At 34.4% G+C, this 26298-nt stretch carries 17 protein-coding genes and 1 pseudogene; 8 read left to right on the top strand and 10 right to left on the bottom strand.

Annotation, left to right across the window (positions count from 1 at the left end; all coding sequences use genetic code 11):
- Positions 1-44 precede the first annotated feature (44 nt).
- The 3 genes from ruvB (at position 45) to CYAN10605_RS17830 (ending at position 6009) form a co-directional block, all read left to right on the top strand.
- Complete coding sequence (ruvB, locus tag CYAN10605_RS09320; RefSeq protein WP_015219694.1) at positions 45-1130, top strand: Holliday junction branch migration DNA helicase RuvB; 1086 nt, start codon at positions 45-47, stop codon at positions 1128-1130.
- 269 nt (positions 1131-1399) lie between these two features.
- Positions 1400-1540, top strand: coding sequence for a hypothetical protein (locus CYAN10605_RS18850; protein ID WP_015219695.1), 141 nt, complete (start codon positions 1400-1402; stop codon positions 1538-1540).
- A gap of 797 nt (positions 1541-2337) precedes the next feature.
- Positions 2338-6009: a PAS domain-containing hybrid sensor histidine kinase/response regulator gene (locus CYAN10605_RS17830; protein ID WP_015219696.1), complete on the top strand. Its 3672-nt coding sequence runs from the start codon at positions 2338-2340 to the stop codon at positions 6007-6009.
- A 127-nt stretch (positions 6010-6136) separates the two neighbouring features.
- On the opposite strand, the gene CYAN10605_RS09335 is transcribed toward CYAN10605_RS17830, so the two are convergent.
- Positions 6137-7327 (bottom strand): tetratricopeptide repeat protein, encoded by a 1191-nt coding sequence (locus CYAN10605_RS09335; protein WP_015219697.1) that lies wholly within the window; start codon positions 7325-7327, stop codon positions 6137-6139.
- Positions 7328-7545: 218 nt separating this feature from the next.
- A complete protein-coding gene (locus CYAN10605_RS09340) occupies positions 7546-8742 on the bottom strand; it encodes an RNA-guided endonuclease InsQ/TnpB family protein (RefSeq protein ID WP_015219698.1) in 1197 nt (398 codons plus the stop codon).
- Between the two features lie 407 nt (positions 8743-9149).
- Between CYAN10605_RS09340 and CYAN10605_RS09345 the strand changes: the two genes are divergently transcribed.
- Both CYAN10605_RS09345 and CYAN10605_RS09350 read left to right on the top strand, forming a co-directional pair.
- On the top strand, positions 9150-9626 hold the full coding sequence (locus tag CYAN10605_RS09345; RefSeq protein WP_015219699.1) for a hypothetical protein: 477 nt from the start codon (positions 9150-9152) through the stop codon (positions 9624-9626).
- 236 nt (positions 9627-9862) lie between these two features.
- A complete protein-coding gene (locus tag CYAN10605_RS09350; protein WP_015219700.1) occupies positions 9863-11068 on the top strand; it encodes an HhoA/HhoB/HtrA family serine endopeptidase in 1206 nt (401 codons plus the stop codon).
- A gap of 205 nt (positions 11069-11273) precedes the next feature.
- On the opposite strand, the pseudogene CYAN10605_RS18370 reads toward CYAN10605_RS09350, so the two are convergent.
- From CYAN10605_RS18370 to CYAN10605_RS09385, 6 genes and pseudogenes are all read right to left on the bottom strand, one after another.
- Positions 11274-12328 (bottom strand): annotated as a pseudogene (locus CYAN10605_RS18370) (IS630 family transposase).
- Between the two features lie 136 nt (positions 12329-12464).
- Positions 12465-17345: a CHAT domain-containing protein gene (locus CYAN10605_RS17835; protein WP_015219701.1), complete on the bottom strand. Its 4881-nt coding sequence runs from the start codon at positions 17343-17345 to the stop codon at positions 12465-12467.
- Between the two features lie 311 nt (positions 17346-17656).
- Complete coding sequence (locus tag CYAN10605_RS09370) at positions 17657-18709, bottom strand: tetratricopeptide repeat protein (RefSeq protein WP_015219702.1); 1053 nt, start codon at positions 18707-18709, stop codon at positions 17657-17659.
- 200 nt (positions 18710-18909) lie between these two features.
- Entirely contained in the window at positions 18910-20553 is a 1644-nt protein-coding gene (locus CYAN10605_RS09375) for a ShlB/FhaC/HecB family hemolysin secretion/activation protein (RefSeq protein WP_015219703.1), read from the bottom strand.
- Between the two features lie 122 nt (positions 20554-20675).
- Complete coding sequence (locus tag CYAN10605_RS09380) at positions 20676-21023, bottom strand: HepT-like ribonuclease domain-containing protein (RefSeq protein ID WP_015219704.1); 348 nt, start codon at positions 21021-21023, stop codon at positions 20676-20678.
- A complete protein-coding gene (locus CYAN10605_RS09385) occupies positions 21010-21318 on the bottom strand; it encodes a nucleotidyltransferase family protein (RefSeq protein ID WP_015219705.1) in 309 nt (102 codons plus the stop codon). Before CYAN10605_RS09385 ends, CYAN10605_RS09380 begins: the two co-directional genes overlap by 14 nt.
- A 182-nt stretch (positions 21319-21500) precedes the next feature.
- Between CYAN10605_RS09385 and CYAN10605_RS09390 the strand changes: the two genes are divergently transcribed.
- The 3 genes from CYAN10605_RS09390 to CYAN10605_RS09405 all read left to right on the top strand — a co-directional run bounded on the left by CYAN10605_RS09390 (position 21501) and on the right by CYAN10605_RS09405 (position 23552).
- The gene (locus CYAN10605_RS09390; protein ID WP_015219706.1) at positions 21501-22928 is read left to right on the top strand and encodes an NADP-dependent isocitrate dehydrogenase; all 1428 of its coding nucleotides are present in this window, start codon (positions 21501-21503) and stop codon (positions 22926-22928) included.
- 268 nt (positions 22929-23196) lie between these two features.
- Positions 23197-23436 (top strand): type II toxin-antitoxin system Phd/YefM family antitoxin, encoded by a 240-nt coding sequence (locus CYAN10605_RS09400; protein WP_015219707.1) that lies wholly within the window; start codon positions 23197-23199, stop codon positions 23434-23436.
- Positions 23433-23552 carry a type II toxin-antitoxin system VapC family toxin gene (locus CYAN10605_RS09405; RefSeq protein WP_015219708.1) on the top strand — a complete coding sequence of 40 codons (120 nt, stop codon included), beginning with the start codon at positions 23433-23435 and terminating at the stop codon, positions 23550-23552. Before CYAN10605_RS09400 ends, CYAN10605_RS09405 begins: the two co-directional genes overlap by 4 nt.
- 66 nt (positions 23553-23618) lie before the next feature.
- On the opposite strand, the gene CYAN10605_RS09410 is transcribed toward CYAN10605_RS09405, so the two are convergent.
- Together CYAN10605_RS09410 and CYAN10605_RS19140 are read right to left on the bottom strand one after the other, a co-directional pair.
- On the bottom strand, positions 23619-25208 hold the full coding sequence (locus CYAN10605_RS09410) for a DNA methyltransferase (protein WP_277422503.1): 1590 nt from the start codon (positions 25206-25208) through the stop codon (positions 23619-23621).
- 3 nt (positions 25209-25211) lie between these two features.
- Positions 25212-25925, bottom strand: coding sequence for a type I restriction enzyme HsdR N-terminal domain-containing protein (locus tag CYAN10605_RS19140; RefSeq protein WP_241212756.1), 714 nt, complete (start codon positions 25923-25925; stop codon positions 25212-25214).
- Positions 25926-26298 lie beyond the last annotated feature (373 nt).

Here is a 26298-nt window from a genome sequence, read left to right on the forward strand (position 1 = left end):
GAAGAAGTCCAGAGAAACCATCAACAATTTAGATTAAAACATCAATGGCTATAAAAAGATCATCATCTTCAGATAAGAATAATCAACTACCTAAACAAAGACAATTAAAGAAAAAACCTTTTAACACACCACAGAATGAAGATAAAGAGATTCTTTTACCGACGGAAATAGTTGAGGATGTCTTAGAAAGTGATGACAAAATTCGTCCTCACCGCTTTGCTGATTATATCGGACAAAAAGACTTAAAGGAAGTTATGTCCATTGCCATTCAGGCGGCAAAACAAAGAAATGAACCTTTGGATCATATTTTACTTTATGGTCCTCCGGGGTTAGGCAAAACTACCATGTCTTTAATTTTAGCGGGGGAAATGGGGGTAAATTGCAAGATTACCGCAGCTCCTGCTCTTGAACGTCCTAGGGATATTACAGGCTTACTGGTGAGTCTTAAAAAGGGAGATATATTGTTTATTGATGAGATCCATCGGCTGAATCGTGTTACAGAGGAGTTGCTATATCCAGCGATGGAGGATGGACGTTTAGATATTACCATCGGGAAAGGGCAGGGGGCAAAAATTCGCAGTATTCCCCTTGCTCCTTTTACTCTGATTGGGGCAACAACGAAAATCGGTTCTTTAACTTCTCCTTTGCGCGATCGCTTCGGTTTAATCCAAAGACTACAATTTTACCACATTGATGAGTTAAAAGAAATTGTGTTACGCTCTGCTCAAATCCTTAATTTGACTATCGATGAACAAGGTGCGATCGCAATTGCTAGTCGTTCGAGAGGTACACCCCGTATAGCTAACCGTTTACTAAGAAGAGTAAGAGATTATGTTCAAGTGAAGGGAGAAAAGGCGATAAATCAAACTCTAGCTTGTGAAGCTCTAGATTTACATAATGTGGATGGTTTGGGATTAGATTGGACTGATAGATTAATTCTGACTACTATGATTGAACAGTTTAACCGAGGTCCTGTTGGACTAGATGCGATCGCAGCCGCTACGGGGGAAGACTCAAAAACCATTGAGGAAGTATATGAACCTTATTTATTACAGATAGGTTTTCTTAATCGAACTCCAAGGGGTAGGGTTGTCACCGATAAAGCCTGTGAACATTTGAATCTTAACTAAATTAGGAGTGCATTTAAGTTTTCTGGTTAAGACAGGAAATAGTGAATAGTGAATAGTGAATGGTGAATAGTTGATAATTACTCGTTACTCATTACTCATTATTCCCCTAAACACCTGAAACCTGAAACCTTATCTCCCTCATCCCCCCATCCCCTAACTTCCCCAAGATAGTTAAGAATATTGACATTTTTCTCATATTTGAACCGTGAGATTGGTTTTAAGTTAATGTATAAGGTAGGCAATTTTTAAATTAAAAATAATATTTTCCTATGTCTGACTTAAATCGTGGCATTATGAAATTTGACGGGGCAGATAAACCCATAGTTGTGGCGGTGTCTGCGGTCATTATTCTAGGTAGTATTGCCGCTTTAATTATCTGGGCTTTGAAAGTGGCTTACGCAGTGGCTTAAGTCTCCTGATTGATAATTGATGATTGACGTTTATCTTTATACAAAAAATACTAAAACTAGCTAAAGAGTTTGGAAAAGAAGAAATAGAGTTTCTTATTCGCAAATCTCTTAGTGTTGTCCATTAGTTATACTTTAGAAACTTTAATCCATACTGGTTATGAAGTTGCGATTTGCGTAGTCCCACCTTTGGTGACCGCAACTATGGAGAGAAATTATTAAAATTAAGTTAACCCATAATTTGCAAATAGAAATAAAAGGGGAAACCATTTGATTACAAGAAGTAAAAGCGGCTATCGAAAAAGTCTATTCTAGTAATAAAAAATTGTAAAAAATAATGATAATAAGAATTACATTGACACAGTTAATAGTTAACTTACCGCAAAAAATAGAATCTTTTATTAATAGAAAATAAAGATTTTCAGCTTGATTTTATTTTCAAAAAATCCTTATTCAATTTTAGTTTATTTTTCTTTCCATTTCATAGAAAAACAATTAAATATAATCCAAACAATTCATAAATATTCTCAATTTGAATATATCTCTATATGACACTATTACCATTAATAATAGAAAATAAAAAAATATTTAATTAATTTAGGAGTGAATTATTGTCTTTATAAATCTCGATGTATTTCTGAATTAGATACTAAAATTAGTTCTTTGTTCTAGGATTAAGAATATAAGGATAAGAAAAGACAAAAGTTATACTTTTATATCGAATTCAGGTAAACTGAGTTATTAATCTTAGACTCAATGTGAACTTATAAAGATCAATTTTTTTGATATGGGCAAAGAGAATGACGGAAAATAAATTTAAACCTCATAGGGAAAGAGATACTCGAAAGCAAAAAATTCATTTAGATAACTTTTTTTCTCTATCTTTAGATTTATTATGTGTTGCTGACTTACAAGGTAATTTTGTTAAAGTGAGTAAGGCTTGGGAAGATATTTTGGGTTACTCATTAGATGTTTTAGAGAGTTTTTCCTATCTTAATTTTATTCATCCCGATGATGTTGCTAAGACTCTTGAAGCAAATCAACAACTTATAAATCAGGGGAAATTAATCAATTTTGAAAATCGCTATCGTCATTCTCAAGGTAACTATATTTATCTACATTGGAATGCCTATCGTCAAGATGGCTTAATTTATGCAACGGCAAGGGATATAACAGAAAAGAAGACAAGAGAGTTTGAATTAATTAAAACAAAAGAATTACTCACAGAAACCAATCGACTAGCCAGAGTTGGAGGCTGGGAAGTCAATCTGTTGACTGGAGAAAATTATTGGACTGAGATGACGAAAATAATTCATGAAATTCCCCTTGACTCTCAACCTTCTTTAGAAGAAGGTATTAATTTTTATAAGCAAGGGAAAAATAGAGACTATGTTATTAAAGTGGTTAATCAAGCCATTAATGAGGGTAAAACGGGATTTTTAGAGGCAATTTTAGTTACAGCAAAGGGTAAAGAGATTTGGGTTAGGGCAATTATTCAACCTGAGTTTCAAGAGGGTAAGTGTGTGAGAATATATGGTTCAATACAAGATATTGATCAACAAAAACGAAGTCAGATTGCATTACAAGAAAAAACAAGGGAGTATAATCAGTTAATTTCTTTTATTCCCATCGGCATTTATAAGTTAGCCCAAGATTCCAGTTTTACCTATGTTAGCCCTGTTTGGTGTGCTTTAAATGGTTTGAAAGCGGAAGATGTTTTAAAAGATGCTTCTTGCGCTATTAACATAATTCATGCTGATGATCGAGATTTATTTCTCAAGAAAAGTGAAAAAGCGATCGCATCTAAGTCATCTTTCAATCATATAGCGAGAGTAGTTGTCAATGATAAAACTCGCTGGATGCAGGTTCAATCACAGCCCCAAAAAGATAGAAATGGTGATTGGTTTTGGTTTGGCACACAAGTTGATATTACAGACTACAAAAATGCTCAGGATGAATTAAGAGAAACAAAAAATGAGATTCGGACAATTTTAGAATCTTTAAGCGAAGTAGTATGGGCGATGAGTTATCCAGAGTTAAAAACCCTTTTTGTTAGTCGATGTGTAGAAGATATATATGGTTTGCCTTATGAAGAATGGATAACAGATAATTCTCTGTGGGAAAAATTTATTCATCCCGAAGATAAACCCATGCTTGGGAAAATGTGGCAAGACTTGTCAAATTATGGTTGTTTTTCAGCACAATATCGTATTATTACCACTCAAGGGCAAGTTAAATGGATTAACAATAAAGCTAGATATATTTATGATGACAAAAGAATTCCTTACAGAATAGAAGGAATTGTCAGAGATATTACCTCAGAAAAAACCTTTGAAAATGAATTAAAAAACACCAATCAAATTTTATATCAGAAAGAAAAAGTCTTAGTTGCGATCGCACAAGCTACAAAAGAGTTGCTATCTAATAAAAATATTAACCAAGCAATCTATAAATCCTTATCAATTATTCTTAAAGCAATAGAAGCCGACAAGTCTTACTATATTAGTATTCGCCATGAAGCAACAGAAATATTTTTCAGTCAAGAATATGAATGCTATGGTGACGGCAAACAACCGACTATCAAAAATCCTTTCCTACAGAATATTCCTTCCTCCGCCTTTTCCCCCGCCGCCGAGAATGTTTTAGCCGGTAAAACCTTTCAAATTCTTACCAAACACATAGACGATAATATTCCCTTCAAACAAGAATTATTAAAAATGGATATTCAGGGATTAGTTTATATTCCCATCATGAATAATAATATTGCCATTGCTATGATTGGTTTTAGTTGTTGCCATCAAGAAAAATTATGGACAGAAGGAGAAGTTGCTTTATTATCTAGTTTTGCTGATAGTATAGCCAGTGCCATTGATAGAAATCGATTAGAAGCAAATTTACAACAAGCAAGAGAAAAAGCTGAAGCGGGAAGTAAGGCAAAATCAGAATTTTTGGCGAATATGAGTCATGAAATTCGCACTCCTCTTAACGGAGTTATTGGTTTTTCTGAACTACTTTTGCAAACTTCCCTTAACTTTACTCAAAAAAAATATTTAAAATTAGTTCACCAATCGGGAAATCTATTATTAGAGTTAATCAATGATATTCTTGATTTTTCTAAAATTGAAGCAGGGAAACTCGAAATTAGTTATGAAAAAGTTGATTTATGGGAATTAGCAACCCAAGTCACTGATTTAATTCGCTACAAAATCACAGATAACCATAACATTGAACTATTATTGAATGTTAGTCCTGATTTGCCCCGTTTTGCTTATACCGATGAGATTAGACTAAAACAAATTTTAATTAATCTTCTAGGAAATGCCACTAAATTCACGAATAAAGGAGAGATTGAATTAAATATCAAACTACTACCTTCTAAAGACGAAAAATCCACTATACTTTTTTCCGTTAGAGATACTGGTATTGGTATTTCTCCTCAAAAGCAAGACATTATTTTTCAGGCTTTTACTCAAGAAGATGAATCCACAACCCGTAAATATGGTGGTACAGGTTTAGGCTTAACTATTTCTAGCAAACTACTTAATTTAATGGGTAGTAAGCTCAATCTTACCAGCGAATTAGGTAAAGGTAGCACTTTCTTCTTTACTCTTAATCTTATCACCGAAGCGGGAGAAATAATCCATTATCAGGGTTTAGAGAGTATTAACAAAGTTTTACTTGTTGATGATAATTTTAATAATAGTTGTATTCTTCAAGATATGTTGGCTCTGAAAAATATTAACTCTGATATTGTCAACGAAAGTGCGATCGCAATTAAAAAACTGACAAAAAGTAATACATATCAAGCCGCCATAGTTGACTACGAAATGCCTGACATGGATGGAATTGAACTAATTCGCCACATTAGACAAAAACTCTTTATCTCTCCCGAAGAATTACCCATTATTCTTCTCCATAGTACCCCAGAAGATAGTTTTATTCATCAAGCCTGTAAAGAATTAGGAATTCAGAGTCAGCAAAGCAAACCTATTACTTTAAATAGACTTTTTACCGCTCTCTCACAACTAAAAATAAAAGCGAATACCCCCGTTATTCCCATAGAATCGAATACAATCTCACAACCAAGTTACTCTCACATCACAATTTTGATTGCAGAGGATAATCGAGTTAACTTAACTCTTGCCAAAGCCATGATTACAAAAATATTACCTCAAGCCAAAATTATTAAAGCCAAAAACGGGGAAGAAGCCGTTGCAAAATTTATAGAAATCCAACCCGATTTAATTTTAATGGATTTACAAATGCCTCTACTTAGCGGATATGAAGCAACTTCCATGATTCGAGCAAAAGAAAAAGAGACAAATACCCATACTCCTATTATCGCTCTCACCGCAGGAACAGTCAAAGGAGAAAGAGAAAAGTGTTTACAATTAGGTATGGATGATTATTTAAGCAAACCGATTATTTCTAATCAATTATTAACTATTATCAAGAATTTTTTACCAATTTAAAGGGTGCTGAAAAGTGTTTTGAGGAAGCAAAAGCAAAAGGCACAACTAAATATTTGACAATTAGTAGCTTCTAACTCTCAACTCGTTACTTGTTTCTTCTCAATACCCCAATAAACGAATCTCTAACTTATTCCTCATTAACACGACTAATTTTATTGAAAAAATAATCTTCTTTATAATTAAGATGACGGGCAATTTCTAAGGCTTTTTGCCAGTATTGAAGTGCTTGATTTTCTTCTTCTTTTTGTTGATAAATTATTGCCATATAATCATAAGTATTCATTAAACCATAAAGATTATAAGACTGTTGTTCTATCTTGATTAATTCTTGATAGATTTGCAGTGCCGAATCCCATTGCTCATATTCTTGATATAGTTTTCCTAGTTTCTTAAGAGCATCTCCTGCGATCGCATATTGTTGATTACTCCAAGCAGTGTTAAAGGCTTCTTGATAAGATTGACTAGCAGATTGAGGGTCATTTAAACTTTTATAATCATCGCCAATGGCAATTTTTAACATAGCTAAAGAAGCTAAATTTTGATTTTGTAAACCATTTTCCACTAATTCCTCTTTATATTTAACAGAATTAGCAGGATTAACTAAAGCCTGACTTATTTCAGCTAACTTCCGTAAATAAATACCTTCTCCTAAATAGTCCTCATTTTGACGGGCAATTTCTAAAAGTTCCTTAAAAATGGGTTCAGCACTGTAATAGTCGAACTTGGCAAGATAAAGATTTCCTAACTTTTCCAAACTTGACTTAATTTGATCAGTATCATTATTGTTACGGGCAATTTCTAAATTACTTTGATTGAGAGTAATAGACTGATCTATATTGTGCAAAACTTCATGGGCATCAATTAAAATAGCCAAAAAATCCTCATCTAATTCTTTATTTTCTGTGGCTTGACTTTCAATTATATTTAATCGTTCTGTGAGAAAATTAATATCTTGATTTCTACTTTTATCCCAAGCTACTTTACCCACCTGATTAATCATTTTTATCTCAGCTTCTATGCCCAAATATCTACTTAAATTAATAGCTTCATACCACGCAGAAAAGGCATCATCATCATTACCTTGAGATAATTCTGCACCAGCTAAATTATTTAACTCATCAATTCTATTTCTAATTCTTTTTTTCTCAAATGGGGTAATTTCTCTGTCAATACTAGGAATTAAATCACTACTAAAATTTGTAGTTAAAGGATTGGGTTTTTTTATTTCCTGAGCAACACTAATATGAGGATTAAATAATAAAGTTAACCAGAAAAAAAAACTTAATTGCTTGAGAAAAAAATACCTTAATAGCTTCATATTTAGTGCAAAAAAAATATTATTAATATCATAGTAAAGAATATAATAGCCACAGATTATTATAAGCGAATCATCAAAAAACTTATCAACCGTTTTCTCTCTTGAAATCTAATTACTAGGGAGGATAATGTTGTTATTCTACAAAAAACCGTTATTTTTCGCTCACTGCCTCTAAGATTAAATTATGTTGATAATTCGTGAACTACCCAACACCAAAATCAAAGATTTATGGTGTGGGCTTCATCTCCAACAGATAGCCTAGTAGTGGCTTTCTTACGTCCACCCTTACTAGGTCTTACATCTGGGCAAGATGCTGACTCGCTAGTTCCTAACGACAATATTCGCAGTCCTTCATCCCTGATATTACATGATGCGTTCATATCCCTGTCGTGTTTGGTTTTACATCTAGGACATTCCCACTGTCTAATATCTAAAGGTAAGCTATCTACAATATTCAAACAATGATTACAAGTTTTGGAACTAGGAAAAAATCTATCTATTTCAAGATAAATCTTACCTTCTTGTTCACATTTATACTTGAGCATTGTCTGAAATTGTCCCCAACCTACCTGTTGTATTGACTTAGCTAGACAATGGTTTTTTACCATCCCTTTGATGTTTAGATTCTCACATATTACAACTTGGTTTTCGTTTACTATCCTGCGTGATAGTTTATGGTGAAAATCCTCACGAGTGCGAGATATTTTATTATGAACCTTTGCTACTTTGATTCGGGCTTTATTACGGTTATTTGAGCCTTTTTGTTTACGAGATAAATCTTTCTGTTTATTTTTTAAGTTGCGTTCATGACGAGCTAACCATCTAGGGTTATCAAACTTAGAACCATCACTGGTGACACAAAAATCTTTTATCCCCATATCCAACCCGATTGCTTTACCTTCAGTGTTTGGTAATGGTTGTTCTTTTCCATCTTCAAATAAAATAGACGCATAATACTGCTCCGCTTTATTTTTAGAGATAGTTACAGTCTTGATTTCACCATCTATAGAACGATGAATCTTAGCATAAATCTCTCCTAACTTCGGAAAAATAATTATATCTCCTTTGATTTTGACATTTTGAGGATAGCTAAGAGACTGCTTACCATGCTTAGACTTGAATCTAGGAAAAGAAGCCCGTTTCTCAAAAAAGTTGATAAAAGAACGACTTAGATTGAGACAAACCACTTGTAAACATTGGGAGTATGTTTCTGTTAGCCATTCATATTCTTTCTTGAGAGAAGGTAATTGCTTTTGCAAGTCATAACGAGATAACCCTTTACCTGTTTGCTTGTATGTTTCATTAGTCAAAGCATGAAAATGATTCCACAACCAACGGCAAGAACCAAAAGCCTTAGCTAACGATTCTTTCTGTGGATTTGTAGGATATAATCTTACTTTGACTACTTTTAGCATTATCAGAAACTAGGTTATTGATAAATAGATTCTAACATAGATTTTTCATTTTGTGTGGATTCCCTACGGTCGATTTCATTTACTGGTCGAAATTCATCCATACGCCTGTTTAACTGTCTTTTTTGTGGAAAACTAGGCGTGGGACTTCTTTCGACATTAAGTTAAAATATTTACACATATACATCCAAGACTCTCAATCTCACGAAGGTTTTAAAACTCCTTTGGTCAAAATCAGTAAATCCTTGTCATTTTCCAATTTATAGAATTATTGTAAAACATATAGAACACTCTATTATTTTAGAATTTGGTGTTGGGTAGTTCACATTATTTATTAGTGGTTATCATAGATAATGGTGTGATCTATATAAAAGATTTTTCCACCAAGTATTCGTCAATCCGTGAAGACCATGATTTTAAATTTTTCTTTTAAATTATTGACAGAAGGTGGCAAATTATTATGTAAATGTTCCCTGTATAAAACCTATCGAGTCGCTTCTAGTGTTCCAGTGGATATGGTGTGGGGAAAATTAATTAATTTAGCAGATATGTCATGGCATCCTCTTTTTTCCCAAACAAATTTACCTAAGGGCTTAATTCCTAAACCGGGGTTAATTTTTTCTGTCGTCACCCGTTTGACTCCTTTTCCTATTCGTGCTTTTGTAGAAAGTGTCCGCCCTAGAGAATTGTTGAGTATTCGTTTACTGGCGATTCCGGGTATTGAGCAAAGAATAACTTATCAAATTGAGTCCACTTTATGCGGTAGTTATATTGCTTATTCTATTACCCTCCGAGGGTGGCTATCTCCTTTTATTTGGTGGCTGATAAAACCCTATTCTATTAAAGTAGCCAATGAGTTAGTTAATGCGGCGGCTAAATGTCACTAAAATTTCATCTTAGGTTCACATCAAAGTCATATCGGTTGTTTATAGTATTAAGTGTCAGGGAGAAAGATAGGTTTTCCTCTTTAGCTCCTTCGCACCTTTAATCCCTGACTTTTTTTATTTTTTTGTTCGTGTGATTAATCTATTTGTGTAGCAATTATTTTTATCTTATTTTCTTTTCAGTCTAGTAATTAATTATTTTTATATTTTGTATTATTTTTAGAGAGGTTTGAGCTGTTATGGTTAATAAATTTATTCAAAGATTAACAACAGGTGCATCTTTACTATTATTAGGTGCGGGTATAGGAGTGGGAACTAACTATTTAGTTAATACCCCTCAATTATTTGCCTTTACAAGAGATGGCGAGAATAGTCTTCTCAAAGAAGATAAAGTTTATAATGATGATTCTACCGTCAGTGCATTGCCCAATAATGACAACCTTAATTTCGTGTCTCAAGTTGTACGGGAAGTTGGTCCTGGAGTTGTCAGAATTAACGCTTCTCGTAAGGTTGCAACTAATGTTCCACCGATGTTTAATGATCCTTTTTTCCGTCAGTTTTTTGGCGATCGCGTCCCTCAAATTCCTGATGAGCAAATTCAAAGAGGTACAGGATCTGGTTTTATTATCAGTGAAGATGGTAAAATTTTGACTAATGCTCACGTAGTTGATGGAGCGACAGAAGTAACTGTTAATCTAAAAGATGGTCGAGTTTTTGAAGGTAAAGTGTTAGGATCTGATCCTCTTACTGATTTAGCCGTCATTCAAATTAACGCAGAAAATCTGCCCGTTTTAGAAATAGGTAATTCTGATGATTTGGTAATCGGAGAATGGGCGATCGCAATTGGGAATCCTTTGGGTTTGGATAATACTGTAACTACTGGTATTATTAGTGCTACGGGGCGATCGAGTTCTGAGATTGGCGTGGGAGATAAGCGTTTAGACTTTATTCAAACAGATGCGGCTATTAACCCCGGTAATTCAGGAGGTCCTCTTTTAAATGCAAACGGAGAAGTAATTGGCATCAACACCGCCATTATTCAAAATGCTCAGGGATTGGGATTTGCAATTCCTATCAATCGGGCGGCACAAATTGCCCAAACCTTAATTGCTGATGGTAAAGTAGAACATCCTTATATCGGTATTAGTATGGTTTCTCTCAATGAACAAACCAAAGAGCGATTACAGGAAATGAATAAACCGAATTTAGTTGATGAAGAAGGGGTTTTAATTGTTAATGTTATGCCCAACTCTCCTGCGGCTCAAGCAGGTTTAAAATCAGGGGATGTTATCCAAGGAGTAGAAGGAGAAAAAATTCAAGATTCTACTCAAGTACAAAAAATTGTGGAATCCAGAAAAGTTGGCTCAGAGTTAACTTTAAATTTACGTCGAGATGATCAAGATTTAAGCGTGGCTGTTAAACTGGGTATCTTACCAACTAACTAAACCTTAGTTTGGCTTAACAATATTTGGATAAGGGGGGTAGGGGTTGAATATATTCAACCCTTACGGTGATGAGGGCATGAGGGGAGAGGAAGACGTAGGGGCGAATGGCCATTCGCCCCTACAGGGTTTCAGGTTTCAGAAGAAAGTAATGAGTAACGAGTAACGAGTAATATCAAATCCGTTTAATTAGCCACACTAAAAGATATTAATTAGGCCACCAATAAAAATTGGCTATTCCTTTAACTATTTCTTTTTCTTCCATAATTTTTTTGCATCTACTAATAACTACCTCTTCTAACTCTTCTAAATTTTTAAATGTCCTATTAGCGATGGCCTCATTTATTAATGGCCACAAACGTTCTGCCGGTTGTAATTCTGGAGAGTGAGAAGGCATCAGCATAACGTGGATTCCCTCTGGTATTTCCGTCGTTTCTTTAATCGGATGCCAACCAGCTTGATCCATTGCTAAAATCACCCTTTTGTTTTTACCTATTTCATAGTGCTGTGCAAAATCTTTTAAGACTCGATTAAACAATTCAGTATTTACATATGGTAGTAGCCACCAATATGTCTCTCCTGTATTTGGTTCCACAAAGCCATATAACCACAACCATTGAAAACGCCAATTGACCGTAGCTATCGGTTGATAACCTTTTTCTACCCATACTCTTCTCAATACTGGTTTGAGTCCTAAACGATGCTCATCCTCAGCCCACACTTGAACGTCCGCGTCGGGATATTCTTGTTGAATCTTTTTTTTTTTTCTGCTAGTTGATTTTTCCATTCATTTTGTTCAAGGCAGCTAGAATTTTGATGATTTGGACGAGGACATCGGAGACGATATTCTAATCCTTTAAGATATTCCCATCCTCTTTGAGGAGAAATAGTACGATCTAGAAGTTGAGTGAGCCATTTTGCGACTTTGACACCATTCCAAAGTCCTTGATCATCGGGGGGTGATTGTAATCTTTGATATAGCAGAGCTAATTGTTGATCGTCTAATAACGGTTTTCTACCCCGATTATGTTGTCTTTGATCCCCCAACATTTTTGCACCCGAACGATTATAACTACGAACAAGTTCGTAAATCCAACTTAAGCTATATCCTGTAACGTGGGAAACATAAGAGGTTCGTTTCCCTTGTGCTAATAACCAAATCACTTGGTAGTGAATTTTTTCAATCCCTTGTTTGGCTTTTCGATACCCTTGTTCTAATTCTTGTAAACTTAAATGGGGTTCAATTTTGATTCTTGAAGGCATTGGTCAAAATCTACGACAACAAATATACATCCTCTTGATTATACCATGTGCAATTAAGCGGATTTGATATAACGAGTAGTTATCAACTATTCACTATTTACTATTCACTATTCGTTTTTGCCCCTTGCCCTTTTTATTACAACCAATTACCCACTAAAACAAATGGAGCCCAAAAGAAGGGATGCTGATGTTTACCGTCTTTTAATAAAGACAATTGGGCTTGGCGTAATGCTTCGGCTTTTGTTACTTCTGTTCGGGCTAACTCCTGATAAAATTTAACCATCAGTTCGGTGGTTGCTCTATCATCTACTAACCATAAGGTTGCCAGAGTGCTTCTAGCTCCTGCCCTAACAGCAATTCCGGCTAAACCTAATGCCGCTCTTTCGTCTCCTGTAGCGGTTTGACAAGCACTTAAAACTAATAATTCTAAGGGTGATGAGTCGGAAGCAAAGTCTCGGCTTAAAATACGATCTAATTCTTTTGTGTTTATAGATTCATCCCAAGTTAAGATAAATGTGTCTTCGATATTAGAGCTAAATTGACCATGAGTTGCTAAATGAAGGATAGGGAAATTATTATTTTGAATTAATTTTTCTAAATTAGTCTTGGTGAATTCTTGATTGAGAAGAACCTTCGAATTTATTTCATTTTCAATTTCTGTCAATTCTATTTTGACGTTGGGAAGGGCGCTAAAATTCTGACGGGCTTCGGTTAAACCTGCGGTTAAAGCTCTTAATTGGCTTCGTTGAAAAGGTTGAGGATCTAAAATTTGTAATCCCGGAGTAAGTGCGATCGAATATTTTTCGAGTAGATATTTTTCTCCATCGTAGAGGATTGCCATAGGAATATTTCTTAATATACCATCTAAGACAAACGTAAGATTTTTGATTTGATTGGATTGCAGTTTGGTTTCTATGGGCTGAATTAGAGATTGATATAAGGTTTGAGCGTCTTCTTGATAGTTGTTTGTAATACGTCCAGTTTGAAGGGGGTCTTCATATAAGGCTTTTTGTAAATTGGTGACTATTTGTCTTACTTTATCTTGATTTAAAGGGGTTGAGTAATGAATCAGGGGTTGTCCCGGTAAAGACACAATGACATCGAGGCGATCGCGCAGTATGATAGGATAAATAACCGCAGTGGTAGGATCAATTTGATCAACTTGAACTGGTTTTGTCGTAGAGCAGGTGTCCTTAAAGAAATTATCCAATTCAGCTAATTGTAAAGACTCCATAATCTCTCTAGCTTGAATTAAATTGCTTTGGGAAATATCTCCCTCTAATAATAAGGCGACTAACTCTCTGTAAATAGGTTCAACACTTTCCCGAAAAGAAAATTGTACTTCTCGGTTAACGGTTACTAAATCGTTGCGTAAGTCTTTTAGAGTATCAAAAGCTAGATTATAAGCAGTTATTGCCCCTTGTTTATCTCCTTTGGCTTTGAGTATTCTTGCTAATTGCCATTGAGCTAGATAGGCTATGTCATCTCCTTGAATTTGTCCAGTGATAATAAGTGCAGATTTGGTTATATTTTCTGCTTGTGTCCATTGTTTTTGCTGTTCATATTGCTCCCCTAGATATGTTAAAACATAGGCTTCTGCTCTTTTATCTCCAATTTTTTGGGCTTGTTTTAAAGCATTTTCTAAGATTAAAATTTTATCAAAATCTTGATATTCAGAAGTTATTTTAGCTAGGTTATCAAGGCTATTAACGAAGTTAATTTGTGCATAAATACTGGTATTACTAGGAGGTAAATTATTAATTTTATTATAAATTTCTGGAAGTAAATTTTTCAAAGAAAAGAATCTTCTTCGTTGTATTAAAAGTTTTAATTTATTGAGTTGACTTTGAATTTCTAAATTTAAAAAGGGACTATTAGTATCTGTTTCTTGATAATATTCAAGGGCTTTAGTGATGTTATTTTGGGCAAAATAAGTATTTCCTAAACTTAGTTGAATTTGATTTACATAATTGGGTAATAAGTTTTCTTGTGCGTTCTCAGCAAAGCTGAGGCGCTGCGCGATCGCAAGACTTTTTTCTAATACCTGTTCTGATTGAGAAAAATCACCCAGCAAACGCAAAACATCCCCATAATTTTTCCCTCCAGCAACCTTTAATAAAGGATCGGAAATTAGTTCCAAATTTGTATTAATTTCTTGTAATAATTGTTTCGCTTGGAGATTTAAACCCAAATATTTTAAGGCTTTACTCTGATTAATTAAACTGCGAATAACTCCTTTTTGATCACCTATTTGCTCATAAATTTGAGTAGCAGATTGCCAGTATTTTAGGGCTTGTAACCCATCACCTCTGGCTAATTCTATTATGGCTAGGTTATTAAAAAATTGAGCCTGTATAGACTGTTTTAATTGACTATTATTAGATATCTTATTTAAGATTTCCTGACTGGTTTTAACTGTTTCCTCTGCTTTTTCCCATTCCCCTAATTGTGTAAGTGCGATCGCAATGTTATTAAAAATAATAGACTGAGTTAAACTATCTTCTTCAAATTCTTTTAAGGCTTCTTGCCACTTTGTAATAGCTTCTTGAAATTGACCGTTTTCATAATGGTTAATTCCTTTTTCAATTAAATTATTACTAGGAGTATTAGCCGTTAAAACCATCTCATTTTCTCCCACCATTCGCCATCCTTGAGCGGGTGTTTTAGAAGCAACAGAAGTAACTTTAGTTTGTTGAGCTAGAGAATTATTTGTTATACCAAAGTCTGGCAACAGTAAATCACCGTTTAAAATTGATGCAGGATTAGGAGGCAAACCACCACGCCCTGTAATAATAAATTCGCTTTCTTGCCCCTTACTACAAGCATTCACTTCAACTAAATCAGCAGGATTAACAGGATTTTTCACCAATTCCACTAAACCTTGACTAGGATTAACATTAGGAGTGCTAATTTCCACATTTCCAGAGCGTCCAAATTGAGAACTAGCGGTAATGTCACTTTTTGGGGTTTGATTTTCTCTAAACTCAATTCCAAAAATTCCCTGACTATTAACAATAATATTTCCCCCTTGCCCCTCAAAAGCATTAGCGGTAATATCACTATCTCCATTGGGAGGAGCAATAATAAAAGGAGAATCGATAAAAATATTACCCCCGTTTCCTCCTCCTCCTTCTGTACCTGCGGTGGCAGAAATTTGACTATTGTTACGCAATTCTAGTCTTTCTTTCGCTTGTAGGTTGATATTACCCCCTTCTCCTGAACCACTTTCTGCGGTAATTTGTCCCTGATTGTTGAGAAAAATAGAATTAGCATTGATTTGTAAGTTACCCGGTGTTCCTTGCCCTACAAATGTGCCAAAAACACTACTGACAGAAATTTCCGCACCATTTAAAATTCTTAAATCTTTGGTATTAACAATAATATTACCACTATTGCCAGTTCCCACCGTACCTGAAATTAAACGAGAACCAACACCAATAATTCTTGTACCAGTTAATTCGACAGACTCAGAAGCATCAATGGTTAATTGTCCCCCCTTACCACTGCCTTGAGTGCCAACGGAGATTAAACCTCCATCTCGAATAAGCAAACGCCCTGTTTTAACCGTTAAATCCCCTCCATTACCAGCACGAATAGCTTGGGCAAATAATCCTGAAGGAAATGCTTGTCCTTCACCGATAATTTGAATGGTGTCTGATGCTTTAACGTCCAGTTTTCCACTGTTTCCACTACCAAAAGCACTTACTGATATTTGAGCCCCATTTACTAAAGTTAAATTTTTTGTTTCAATGAAAACGTTGCCACCGTTACCCGATGATTCTGAGTCAGCTACGATAAAAGTAACACCAAAACCATCATCAATTAAATTAATAGAATCTCTGGCTAATATTCTTAATTGTCCTGCATTCCCCTCGCCAAAAGTACTTGCAGAAATTAAAGCACCTCCGAGGGTTAGGTTTCCCGTTTCAAGGGTTAAATTTCCGGCACTACCAGCACCAAAAGTTTGAGTATAGAAGCCACTCGGTAATTGGTTAGGAGATGAACCAGTTAATAAAACGGAATCGACAATCTTAAAATTCAAATCTTCCCCTTTTGTTTGTCCCGTAGTTAAAGTGACAAAAGAAGAACCATTTTTTAATGTTAAATTTTGACTATTGACATTAATCCCCCCTGAACTTGTTCCGCTTAAGTAAACAGAGGCATTATTTATTAGTTCAATGTCTCCATATTGAGAAACAGCATTACTATTAACTCTTAAGGATTGATCATTAAAAGTAAGCCTTAAATTACCGTCAATTACTGACCAAAGTTCGATCGTACCTGAGTCTGCGGTTAAGTTACCTCCTGTAATATTTATTTTTGAGCCTAATAAACCTAGGGTTTTGCCTGTGGACACTTCTAGTCCCGCATTTCTTTGATCTGGTACTATAGAACCGTTAGAAAAATCTAAAAACAGGTTACTTCCTTCTCCTTGAACGGAAATTTCTCCAGAGTTAGCGCGAAATTCCAATCCAATGGGAATGCCAATGGTGAGTAAGGGTATATTTTCAGGATTTGTGGCACTAAATTTCACCCCATTTCCAAACACAACACTATCAGCCGTACTACCGATAAATGAGCCTTTTAAGTCCAGTGTGGCATTAGGACCAAATATAATACCGTTAGGATTGAGCAAAAAAAGATTACTGTTACCTAATACTCCCAAAGTTCCTAATATTTTTGATACATTTTGCCCTGTTATTCTGGTAAAAATATTTTCTATACCAGCAGGATTGTTAAAGTAAACCCCTCTACCGTTACCAATATTAAATTCTTGAAAACTATGAAATAAGTTTGTATTCCTAACAGCACCGCCATCTATTCGCTCACTGGGAATCCCATTAATAGTAAGATTCGGGGTAACAATGGAACTTTCCTTACCAAGAGTGCGATCGGGTATTACTTGAGCATCAATTTGATTGGAAGTCAATAATCCCGTTAATCCTACAATAGCAAGGGAATTTAGCCATAATCTCCCCGAAAATATAGTCCAGTGATAGTGACGGTGTTTATACATTGGATAAGTGCTTAGTAATAATAACCTCAGTTCGGTTTAAGAATATCGAAAAAGGATAGGTGTCAGGTTTCAGGTTGCAGGTGTTAGGGGATGGGGGGATGAGGTGATGAGGAGTTAGGAGTTAGGGGTTTTTAATTCTTAATTCTTAATTTTTAATTCTTAACTATTTAACGTCAGTTCGGGTTAAGGCCATTTTATTCTTATTTCTAAGAAGCTATAAGGTTTTCTGACCACAAGATAATGCTTTCAGCTTATCCAAAACTCAGGTTAATAATAAGCTAAGTTGTTAACTTGAGCAAAACTTAGATAGTTTAAGGCCAGTCATTGCCAAAATTAGGGGTGACAACTTGATCGATTTGATTTTGAGCCGAATTAGTCTGTTGACTACTACCACGAGTGCGGATAGGATTTTCGCTATTGCCTTGAGTTAAAGCGGTAAGAGTGCGGTTTAATTCTTGCCCTTTATCGACATTGCCCAATTTACTATATCCTGCTTGGGCTTGTTGATTTAACTCCTCGGCTTCTTCTAATTTGCCCAACATTATTTTTACTCCCACAAGAGAGGCTTGGATTTCTGTTACACTTTCCAAATTATTATTAGCGGATTCTAGTTCAATGGCGGTAAGATAATTCTCTTCAGCTAGTAAGTTTAATCCCGTTTTAGCATAGGTATCACCAAGAAGACGATACACTTGAGCGGATTTACTACCTTCGGCTTTTAATTGTTCTAAAATTGCGATCGCATCTGCATTTAAATTTAATTGATGGTATTTTTCAGCTAGTTTAATCCCTTTTTCCTCTTGACTAAGATTTGATGTTTGAATAGGTGCGATCGCATCTTGTAAAGAATTTGATTGTTCAGAGGTAATTAAGCGAAAACCTAATTTTGCACCACTATCATCCAAGGAAGATACCCCCGTATCAGCTTCCACAGAAACAAAATAGTCTATACCACTTTTGAGCATTTCTGCTCCCGAGTAAACAACAGTAGTATCCTTAACTTCCTGTTGCCAGTTAATATCTCCCCCTTGAATTTTCACCAAATAACTACTTGCCCCTTCAACTTCATTCCAATGTAGAGTGGGAGTGTTATCAGAGATTAAAGTGTAACGGGGAGTGATGATGTAGGGAATATCAGAATTACTTCCCCCTTTACGATATTGAATAGAATTATTTGTATTTTCAAGACTGATTAAATTTTTGCTCAAATAGTCAATTTGTTCTTGATTTTCATCAGATACAGTAAGACTATTTTTAGCCTCTACATTCAAGTTACCAAAAGAAAAAATAGTTGACCCTAATAAAGTACTTAAAATTATTCGAGAAAAGACATAATTATGATTAATCGATTTATAAACATTCATAGTTGATATTGAAAACCATTAAACTTACATTGGTTAATAACTATTATCTTATAGCAATTATATTTTTTTTGTTGCTTGAAAAACTAATTTTTTAAACGATTATGTATTTAGGGAATAATTACTAATAAATAAGAGAAAATTAAGGATTATTTAAGATACTATTTCAAAAATCTGGCTTTAAAGAACAAAATCACAATAATTTAAAAATTAGCGTTTATATTTAAATAAATACCCTCATCATTCAAAGAATTTTTTGACCTCTCAATGTGAATAAGAGGAATTCCGTAATCAATACGAGCATTAAAATTATTTCCCATCTGCCATTGAAGTCCTAAACCAACTCCCATAAGGGTATTAGGAGAAGGGTTGGGAATTTTGCCCACATTCCAGCCAACCCCAAAATCAACAAAAGGAATAATTTGTAAAACACCATCTTGATTTTGCCAAATATCTTTCACTCGCAAAATGGGAAACCATGCCTCTGTAGTCAGCAATAAACCATTATCCGTCACTCGAATATCTTGAGGATAACCCCTAACACTGTATAAACCTCCAAGATAAAACTGCTCTAAGGTGACTAAATTATCATTAGCTAGTTGTAAATCTGTTTGAAAAATAAATAAGCTATCTGGTGCTAATTGTCTGACATACTGCAACTGACTACGCCATGACAAAAAACGACTATCGGGTAATTCTTCATTAATTGTCGCCCCAAAAGCCTCTATACCCAAACTAAATTCTGACTTCAAGTTAAACACATCTTGGGGTTGTCTGATAGTCCAATTTTGAAAAAAACGAATGGCACTCACTTCGGTATTGCCTTTAATATCAGCCCCTAAAGAAAAGGGAAATGGTTCACCATCTAAAAAACTACGACTAGATTCCTTACTGAAAGTCACTCCTAAACCAAATTCTTGGGTCGGTTTTTCCATCACAGGCTGATAAAAACTAATTTCATAATATTCGGAGTTTCCTGTAATATTTAACACATCAAAAGGTTCTTGAATTATTCTAGTATCATTAAAACCCCCAGCAAATTCTATCTTTCCGTTATAACTATTCACTGGAATACTATAACTACCATTAAAAGTATTGCTTCCATCGGTATTAAAATAAGAAAAATCGATCGCATCTCCAAAACCAAATAAATTATCTTCTTTAATCCTCACCCCTCTCCTAAAACTACCCACACTCGAACTACGCCCATTATTAAAGATAGGCATAAAACTAAAAGAATCACTTTCAGTAACATTAACTAATAAAATACTTTCTTGAGGAACTACCCCCGCAACCAATTCTGCAGAAATATTTGCAATTAAAGTATTGAGTTGTAAAACCTGTAAGGCTTCATATAATCTATTAACATTAAAAGGAGTTGCCGTGGCAATTTGCAGACGATTTTTAACATAGTCCGTTCTTAATCTTTTTAAACCTTCAACCTTTATTTCAGAAACACTACCCTCGATAATTTCCACCGTAATAACTGCTTGTCGAGGATTAAACTTTTGTCCTGCATTAATAATCGCTCCAGAATTGATATAACCATTTTCTGTATATAAATTAGTAATTATCTTTTCTACCTCTAAAAGTTCGGTAAAAGTAATTTTTCTCTGGGTAAAAGGTTTAACAGCCTCCGCTAATTGATGATTACTAAAAGCAGTATTACCGATAAAATTGAATTTTCTAATAATTATTCCTTCTTCCAAAGACAAAGAATCATCAAGACTAGAAACTAGAAAAACTTCTCTATCAGAAAATTGAAAAAATGGTTCTTTTTCTCCACCGTAACAAGATAAAGGATATAAAACGAAGGTAGCTACCAAAATACCCTGCTTAACCAACATAGGGTTGATTCTCAAAAAAGATGTAAATAATTTTTGCATTTAAAAGTGATCAACGCAACATCCAAAATAATCCAAATAAAATGGTATGTTAAATGCGTCTTAGCTTAGTTTAGCTTAGATAATTAATTATTTTTAATTTCATTTAATAGGCTTTCTAATTGGGGAATAAGAGAAGGCAAATCTTGATTCACAATTTCCCATACTATATCCAGATTAATATCAAAATAGGCATGAATCAGGCGATCGCGCGTACCACAAATTAAACGCCAAGGTATATTTGGAGATTTTGCTTTGGTGGCTTCAGAAACGTTTTTTCCCGCTTCTCCTAAAATTTCCAAAAGACGTACCAATGCAAGGGTAAGCATTTCATCTTGATCTAAATCTACTCTTTGTCTATTGAGGGTAAAAGAAATCGCCTTTTTTCCAGAATCTATCATGTGTTGTAAACGTACAATATCAGTTTTTCTCATAAATCACCTGTGCATTGTTTACCACTTCATCTCGAAAATAACAACTTAAATCTTGAGCAGTATTTAGATCAACAGTTCGCCCTAATAATTGAGTTAATTTATCTTGAATTTCGATAAAACGAAAACCGGGGGTTTTACCTTCAATAAATTCCACTAAGATGTCTATATCACTTTGAGAAGTAAAATCATCTCTTAATACCGAGCCAAAAAGAGCTAGTTTTTTAATATGATATTTTTGACATAATTGACTAATGGCGTGATGAGAAATATTTATTTGATTTTTGTTAGGAATCATAATCTATCCTCATAAATTTTAGTTGTGCAGAATCTAATTACATTTTTGCTTTATCTTATTTTTGTTTTCAGAGTAATTTGGAAGAAAATCCATTAACTTCTTCGTACATTTACCCCCTTAAAGAATAGTTTTGCCGTACCATTATATAGTTGTAAAAAAAATAGACTGTAAATTAATTGAATATGTTTGAAAAATTAACTCCCCCTGAAGTTGGAAGTAAAATAAAATTTGATAATGGACAACCTATTGTACCTGATGATCCTATTATTCCCTTCATTAGAGGAGATGGTACAGGAGTGGATATTTGGCCTGCTACTGAAAAAGTGATTAATGCCGCAGTAGAAAAGGCTTATGGTGGCAAACGTAAAATAAATTGGTTTAAAATTTATGCGGGGGATGAGGCTTGTGAAAAATATGGTACTTATCAATACCTCCCTGAAGATACTTTAACTGCTATTAGAGAATATGGTATTGCGATAAAAGGTCCTTTAACCACTCCTGTGGGTGGCGGGATTCGCTCTTTAAATGTGGCTTTAAGACAAATTTTCGATCTTTATGCTTGTGTGCGCCCTTGTCGTTATTATGAAGGTACACCATCTCCCCATAAAAGTCCTGAAAAATTAGATGTAATAGTCTATCGGGAAAATACAGAAGATATTTATCTTGGCATTGAATGGAAACAAGGTTCAGAAGTCGGTGCAAAGCTAATTTCTCTCCTCAATGAAGAATTAATCCCCGCTACTGCTGAGTTTAAAAACAAACAAATTCCCCTTGATGCTGGTATTGGTATCAAACCTATTTCTAAAAAAGGTTCTCAACGGTTGGTGCGTCGTGCCATTCAAAATGCCCTTAGATTACCAAAACATAAGCAAATGGTGACTTTGGTTCACAAAGGTAATATCATGAAATACACAGAAGGGGCTTTTCGTGATTGGGGTTATGAGTTAGCAACTACTGAATTTCGTGCAGAATGTGTCACTGAAAGGGAGTCTTGGATTTTAAGTAATAAAGAAGCTAATCCCGATATTTCCATAGAAGATAACGCCCGTCAAATTGAACCGGGTTATGATTCTCTCACCCCTGAGAAAAAAGAAACTATTAAAAAGGAAGTAGAATCAGTATTAAATACGATTTGGGATACCCATGGTAATGGACAATGGCAAGATAAAATCATGATAAACGATCGCATCGCTGATAGTATCTTCCAACAGATTCAAACTCGCCCTGATGAATATTCTATTTTAGCCACCATGAACTTAAACGGGGATTATCTCTCTGATGCCGCCGCCGCCATTGTGGGTGGTTTAGGCATGGGACCGGGTGCTAATATTGGTGACAACTGTGCTATTTTTGAAGCTACCCATGGAACAGCCCCGAAACACGCAGGACTCGATCGCATCAACCCGGGTTCAGTTATTCTTTCTGGGGTAATGATGTTAGAGTTTATGGGATGGCAGGAAGCCGCCGATTTAATTCGTAATGGTATCAGTCGTGCGATCGCATCTCGTCAAGTTACCTACGATTTAGCCAGAATGATGACTCCTCCCGTAGAACCACCGTTAAAATGTTCTGAATTTGCCCAAGCTATCATTGATAATTTTGATAATTAACCTCAGTTCGGTTTAAGAATATCGGATAAGAGTAGGTGTCAGGTTGTAGGGGTTGAATATATTCAACCCTTACGGTGTTGGGGATAGGGGGATAAGGGGATGAGGTGATGAGGAGAGAGGGAGAAGTAGGAGCGAATGGCCATTCGCCCGTATAGGAGTTGGGGGTTTTTAATTTCTTAATTATCAACTATGGCTTTTGAAACTTCAGCTATTTGATAATTTTAAGTAAATATTACATCATTTTAAAATTTTTATAATAAATTTAAGTATGAAAATAACTAATATTCAACAAGCCAAAAGTCAATTATCGAAATTGATAGAAGCAGTTTTACAAGGAGAAGATGTAATTATTTCCAAAGCAGGAAAACCCCTCGTTAAAATAATTCCCTATACTGCCAATTCTGAACCTCGAAAACCAGGTTATTGGAAAGGAAAAGTAACCATGGCTGAGGATTTTGATACCCTTCCTGAATCAATAATCAATAGTTTTACAGGGGTTGATGAATGAGTTATCTTTTAGATACCCATACTCTTTTATGGTGGTTAACGGATAATCCAACTCTTAGCAATGAAGCAGTAAAAATCATTTCTAATCCTGAAAGTATCATTTTTATATCCAATTGAAATTATTGACGCTTAAAACTATTCTTTATTCATAATTAATTTTGTTTATGCTTAATTAAATTGAGGTTAAAATAGGCTTAATTGTCCTTCTCCTTTCAATTTCCAATGGTTTTCCCCCACTCTCTCCCCTATATCTTCTAATACTGTTAAAATTGTCTGATTTTCAGGAGTTGTACCATTTTTTAATAAAGGTAAAATATTTAATACAATTTCATCAAAAGTCGTAGTTTTATTTTCCCTTTCCATACGTCTTAAATAACTGATTAAATAATACTTAATTCTCAATTTTACATCTATATGAGACTTGAATTTAGTATCCTTTTTAAGAGTAAATAATTCTGTTTTCTCATCATAGTCAAAATTATCTAATAATATCGGTGTTAAATCTGAATATTCTTTTTTTAATAAATCTAAAAAGCCTAATTCTAAACCCTTAATAATTAATTCATCGTTAATTTGCTCAAGAGTCGCCCCATCATTTTTAGCAATTACTCCCTCAATAGTTTGGATAACAATTTCTGCTATATCCATTCCTAAATTAGCCTTCATAATCGCTTTAGGAGTACGCACTTTACAAAAATTTATGATTAATTGCCCAGATAACACAGTAAAAGGATTTTGGCGTTTTTTGAAGCTAGTTTGACCATTTTTTTGTGCTACTGCCCCTCGATATTCAAAACCGCAACTTTCCGCCGTATCGATGATTAAATGCCAAAATTCGGGATCTTTATGGGCGAATACAAAAGATAACCACCTGTCAAATTTTAACACTCGATACATTTCCTTGATACTTTTAGCGATTAATTCGTTATATTCATCCTTCGATTTTTGCTTTTCTCCTCCCTCAATAGCTTCTAAATTATAGTCATTTTCAGTGACTTCTAAATCTAGCCAACCATTCCACATAGTGGATAAATCTAGGTAGGGAATTTTTTTGCCGTAAGGTGGATCAGTGTAAATATAATCTATACTTTCATTAGGTATAAAACTTAAATCTGTCGCCGATGCTTTGACAATTTGAGCATTAGAAATGGTTTTTTCATTGATAAAATATTCCATCTCCTTTTTAGCTGAAATTACTTTTTTAAATCTCAATTCAAAGTAAGTTATTAAGTCTAAATCTGTAGGTTTAGGGGCAATTCTATAACGATAATATTGAAAAACTGATGAATTCTCTTGACCCGGTGCTGGTCTTTTTGAGTTGTTATGATAAGTTAGATTTACTTTAGTTAAAAGTCCAGAAAACATTAACATTAAAGTATCTCGAATATTTTTATTCTTCTCTTTATTTATGAGATATTTTAAAAAGGCTAATTGAGCTAATTGTTTATCACTAAATAACTTTTCTATGGTATCAACATCCGAACCTTTAGGCAGTTTAAAACCTTGAGGATAAGGATATTGTTTAAGGGCTTTTTTAATCTCTTCTGGGGTAGTTGGTTCGTTTTTTTGATAGGCAGATTTTACCCGATTAAAAGCCTCATTTAACTCATCAAAATTAACGGGAGAAATGAGAGAGTTAACCAGAAAAATAGCCAGAGGATTAATGTCTATATGTATCGCTTTTCTATTATTCATTAAAGCCTCAACGGCGGTGACACCACTACCACCAAAAGGATCAAGAATAGTATCATTGGGTTGACTAAAATTTTTGATATATTATGCCACCACATTCCAAACTTGTTTGGTGAAATAACCATGCACCCCAAAATGTCTTTTTGCCGATTGTTTTTTCGGGATAATTTCACTTAATAAAGGGCGATTTAAGTAATCAAAATTCTCTTTCTCCCCTCGCCTGTGGGAGAGGGGTTGGGGGTGAGGGTAAAACGTTTCTTGAGAAGAAAAACCCCCCTTTATCCCCCCTTGAGAAGGGGGGAAGTATTGGAAATTTTTACCGACTTGAAAACTATTTAAAGACAAAAATTGAGCTAACTTATCAGAATAATAATCAAATTCATCGAGAAAAAAATATAAAATAGGAGTATCATAACCAGAAGTTTTAAACAAACTAAATTCAACGCCATTGCATAGAGCAAAATAAATACTTCTCACTTCAGGATGAATGGCATAACTATAAACTTGCTCAATATGCTCACCTTCTTTAATATTCTCACTCGGGGCTTTAGCATCCAATACCCAAGCATAATTATTTTCAATTTTTAGCAAATAATCAGGGATTAAATTAATTTTGCGTTTTTTACTACCAACTTTAAGAAAAGGATGCTGTAAAGTTTTGCTACGAATGATATTTTTTTCTGTATAACCAAGACTTTTTAAGAGGGGTAAAATAATTACTTCTCGCACACTATCTTCTTTAAAATCAGGATTATTTTTGAGGGTATTAAAGTCGATGTCAGAAAAAATATTAACCATGTTTTTATCTATAAATTTCAAGCTATATTAAACCTTTTATTAATCTCAGTTCGATTTAAAAGTATCGGATAAGGGTAGGTTTCAGGTTTAGGGGAGTAATGAGTAATGAGTAATTATCAACTATTCACTATTAACTATTAACTATTCACTCATTGATGAAAATTTATTCTGAACTCAGGACTTATTAAGGCATGATTGCTTTATTTTTCATGTTAACTGCTAAAAGCCTACCAAAGTTTAAGCAATGAGATGATAGTTTGTAATATTTTTTAAACTTACAAGTTCTCCTTAATCACGTAACTATAAATAACTAAATAAAAATATTTAAGTATTTCTAAAAAGAGAAAATAAACAACTAGACAAAGTTACATTT

Source organism: Cyanobacterium aponinum PCC 10605 (genome assembly GCF_000317675.1).
Lineage (GTDB): Bacteria > Cyanobacteriota > Cyanobacteriia > Cyanobacteriales > Cyanobacteriaceae > PCC-10605.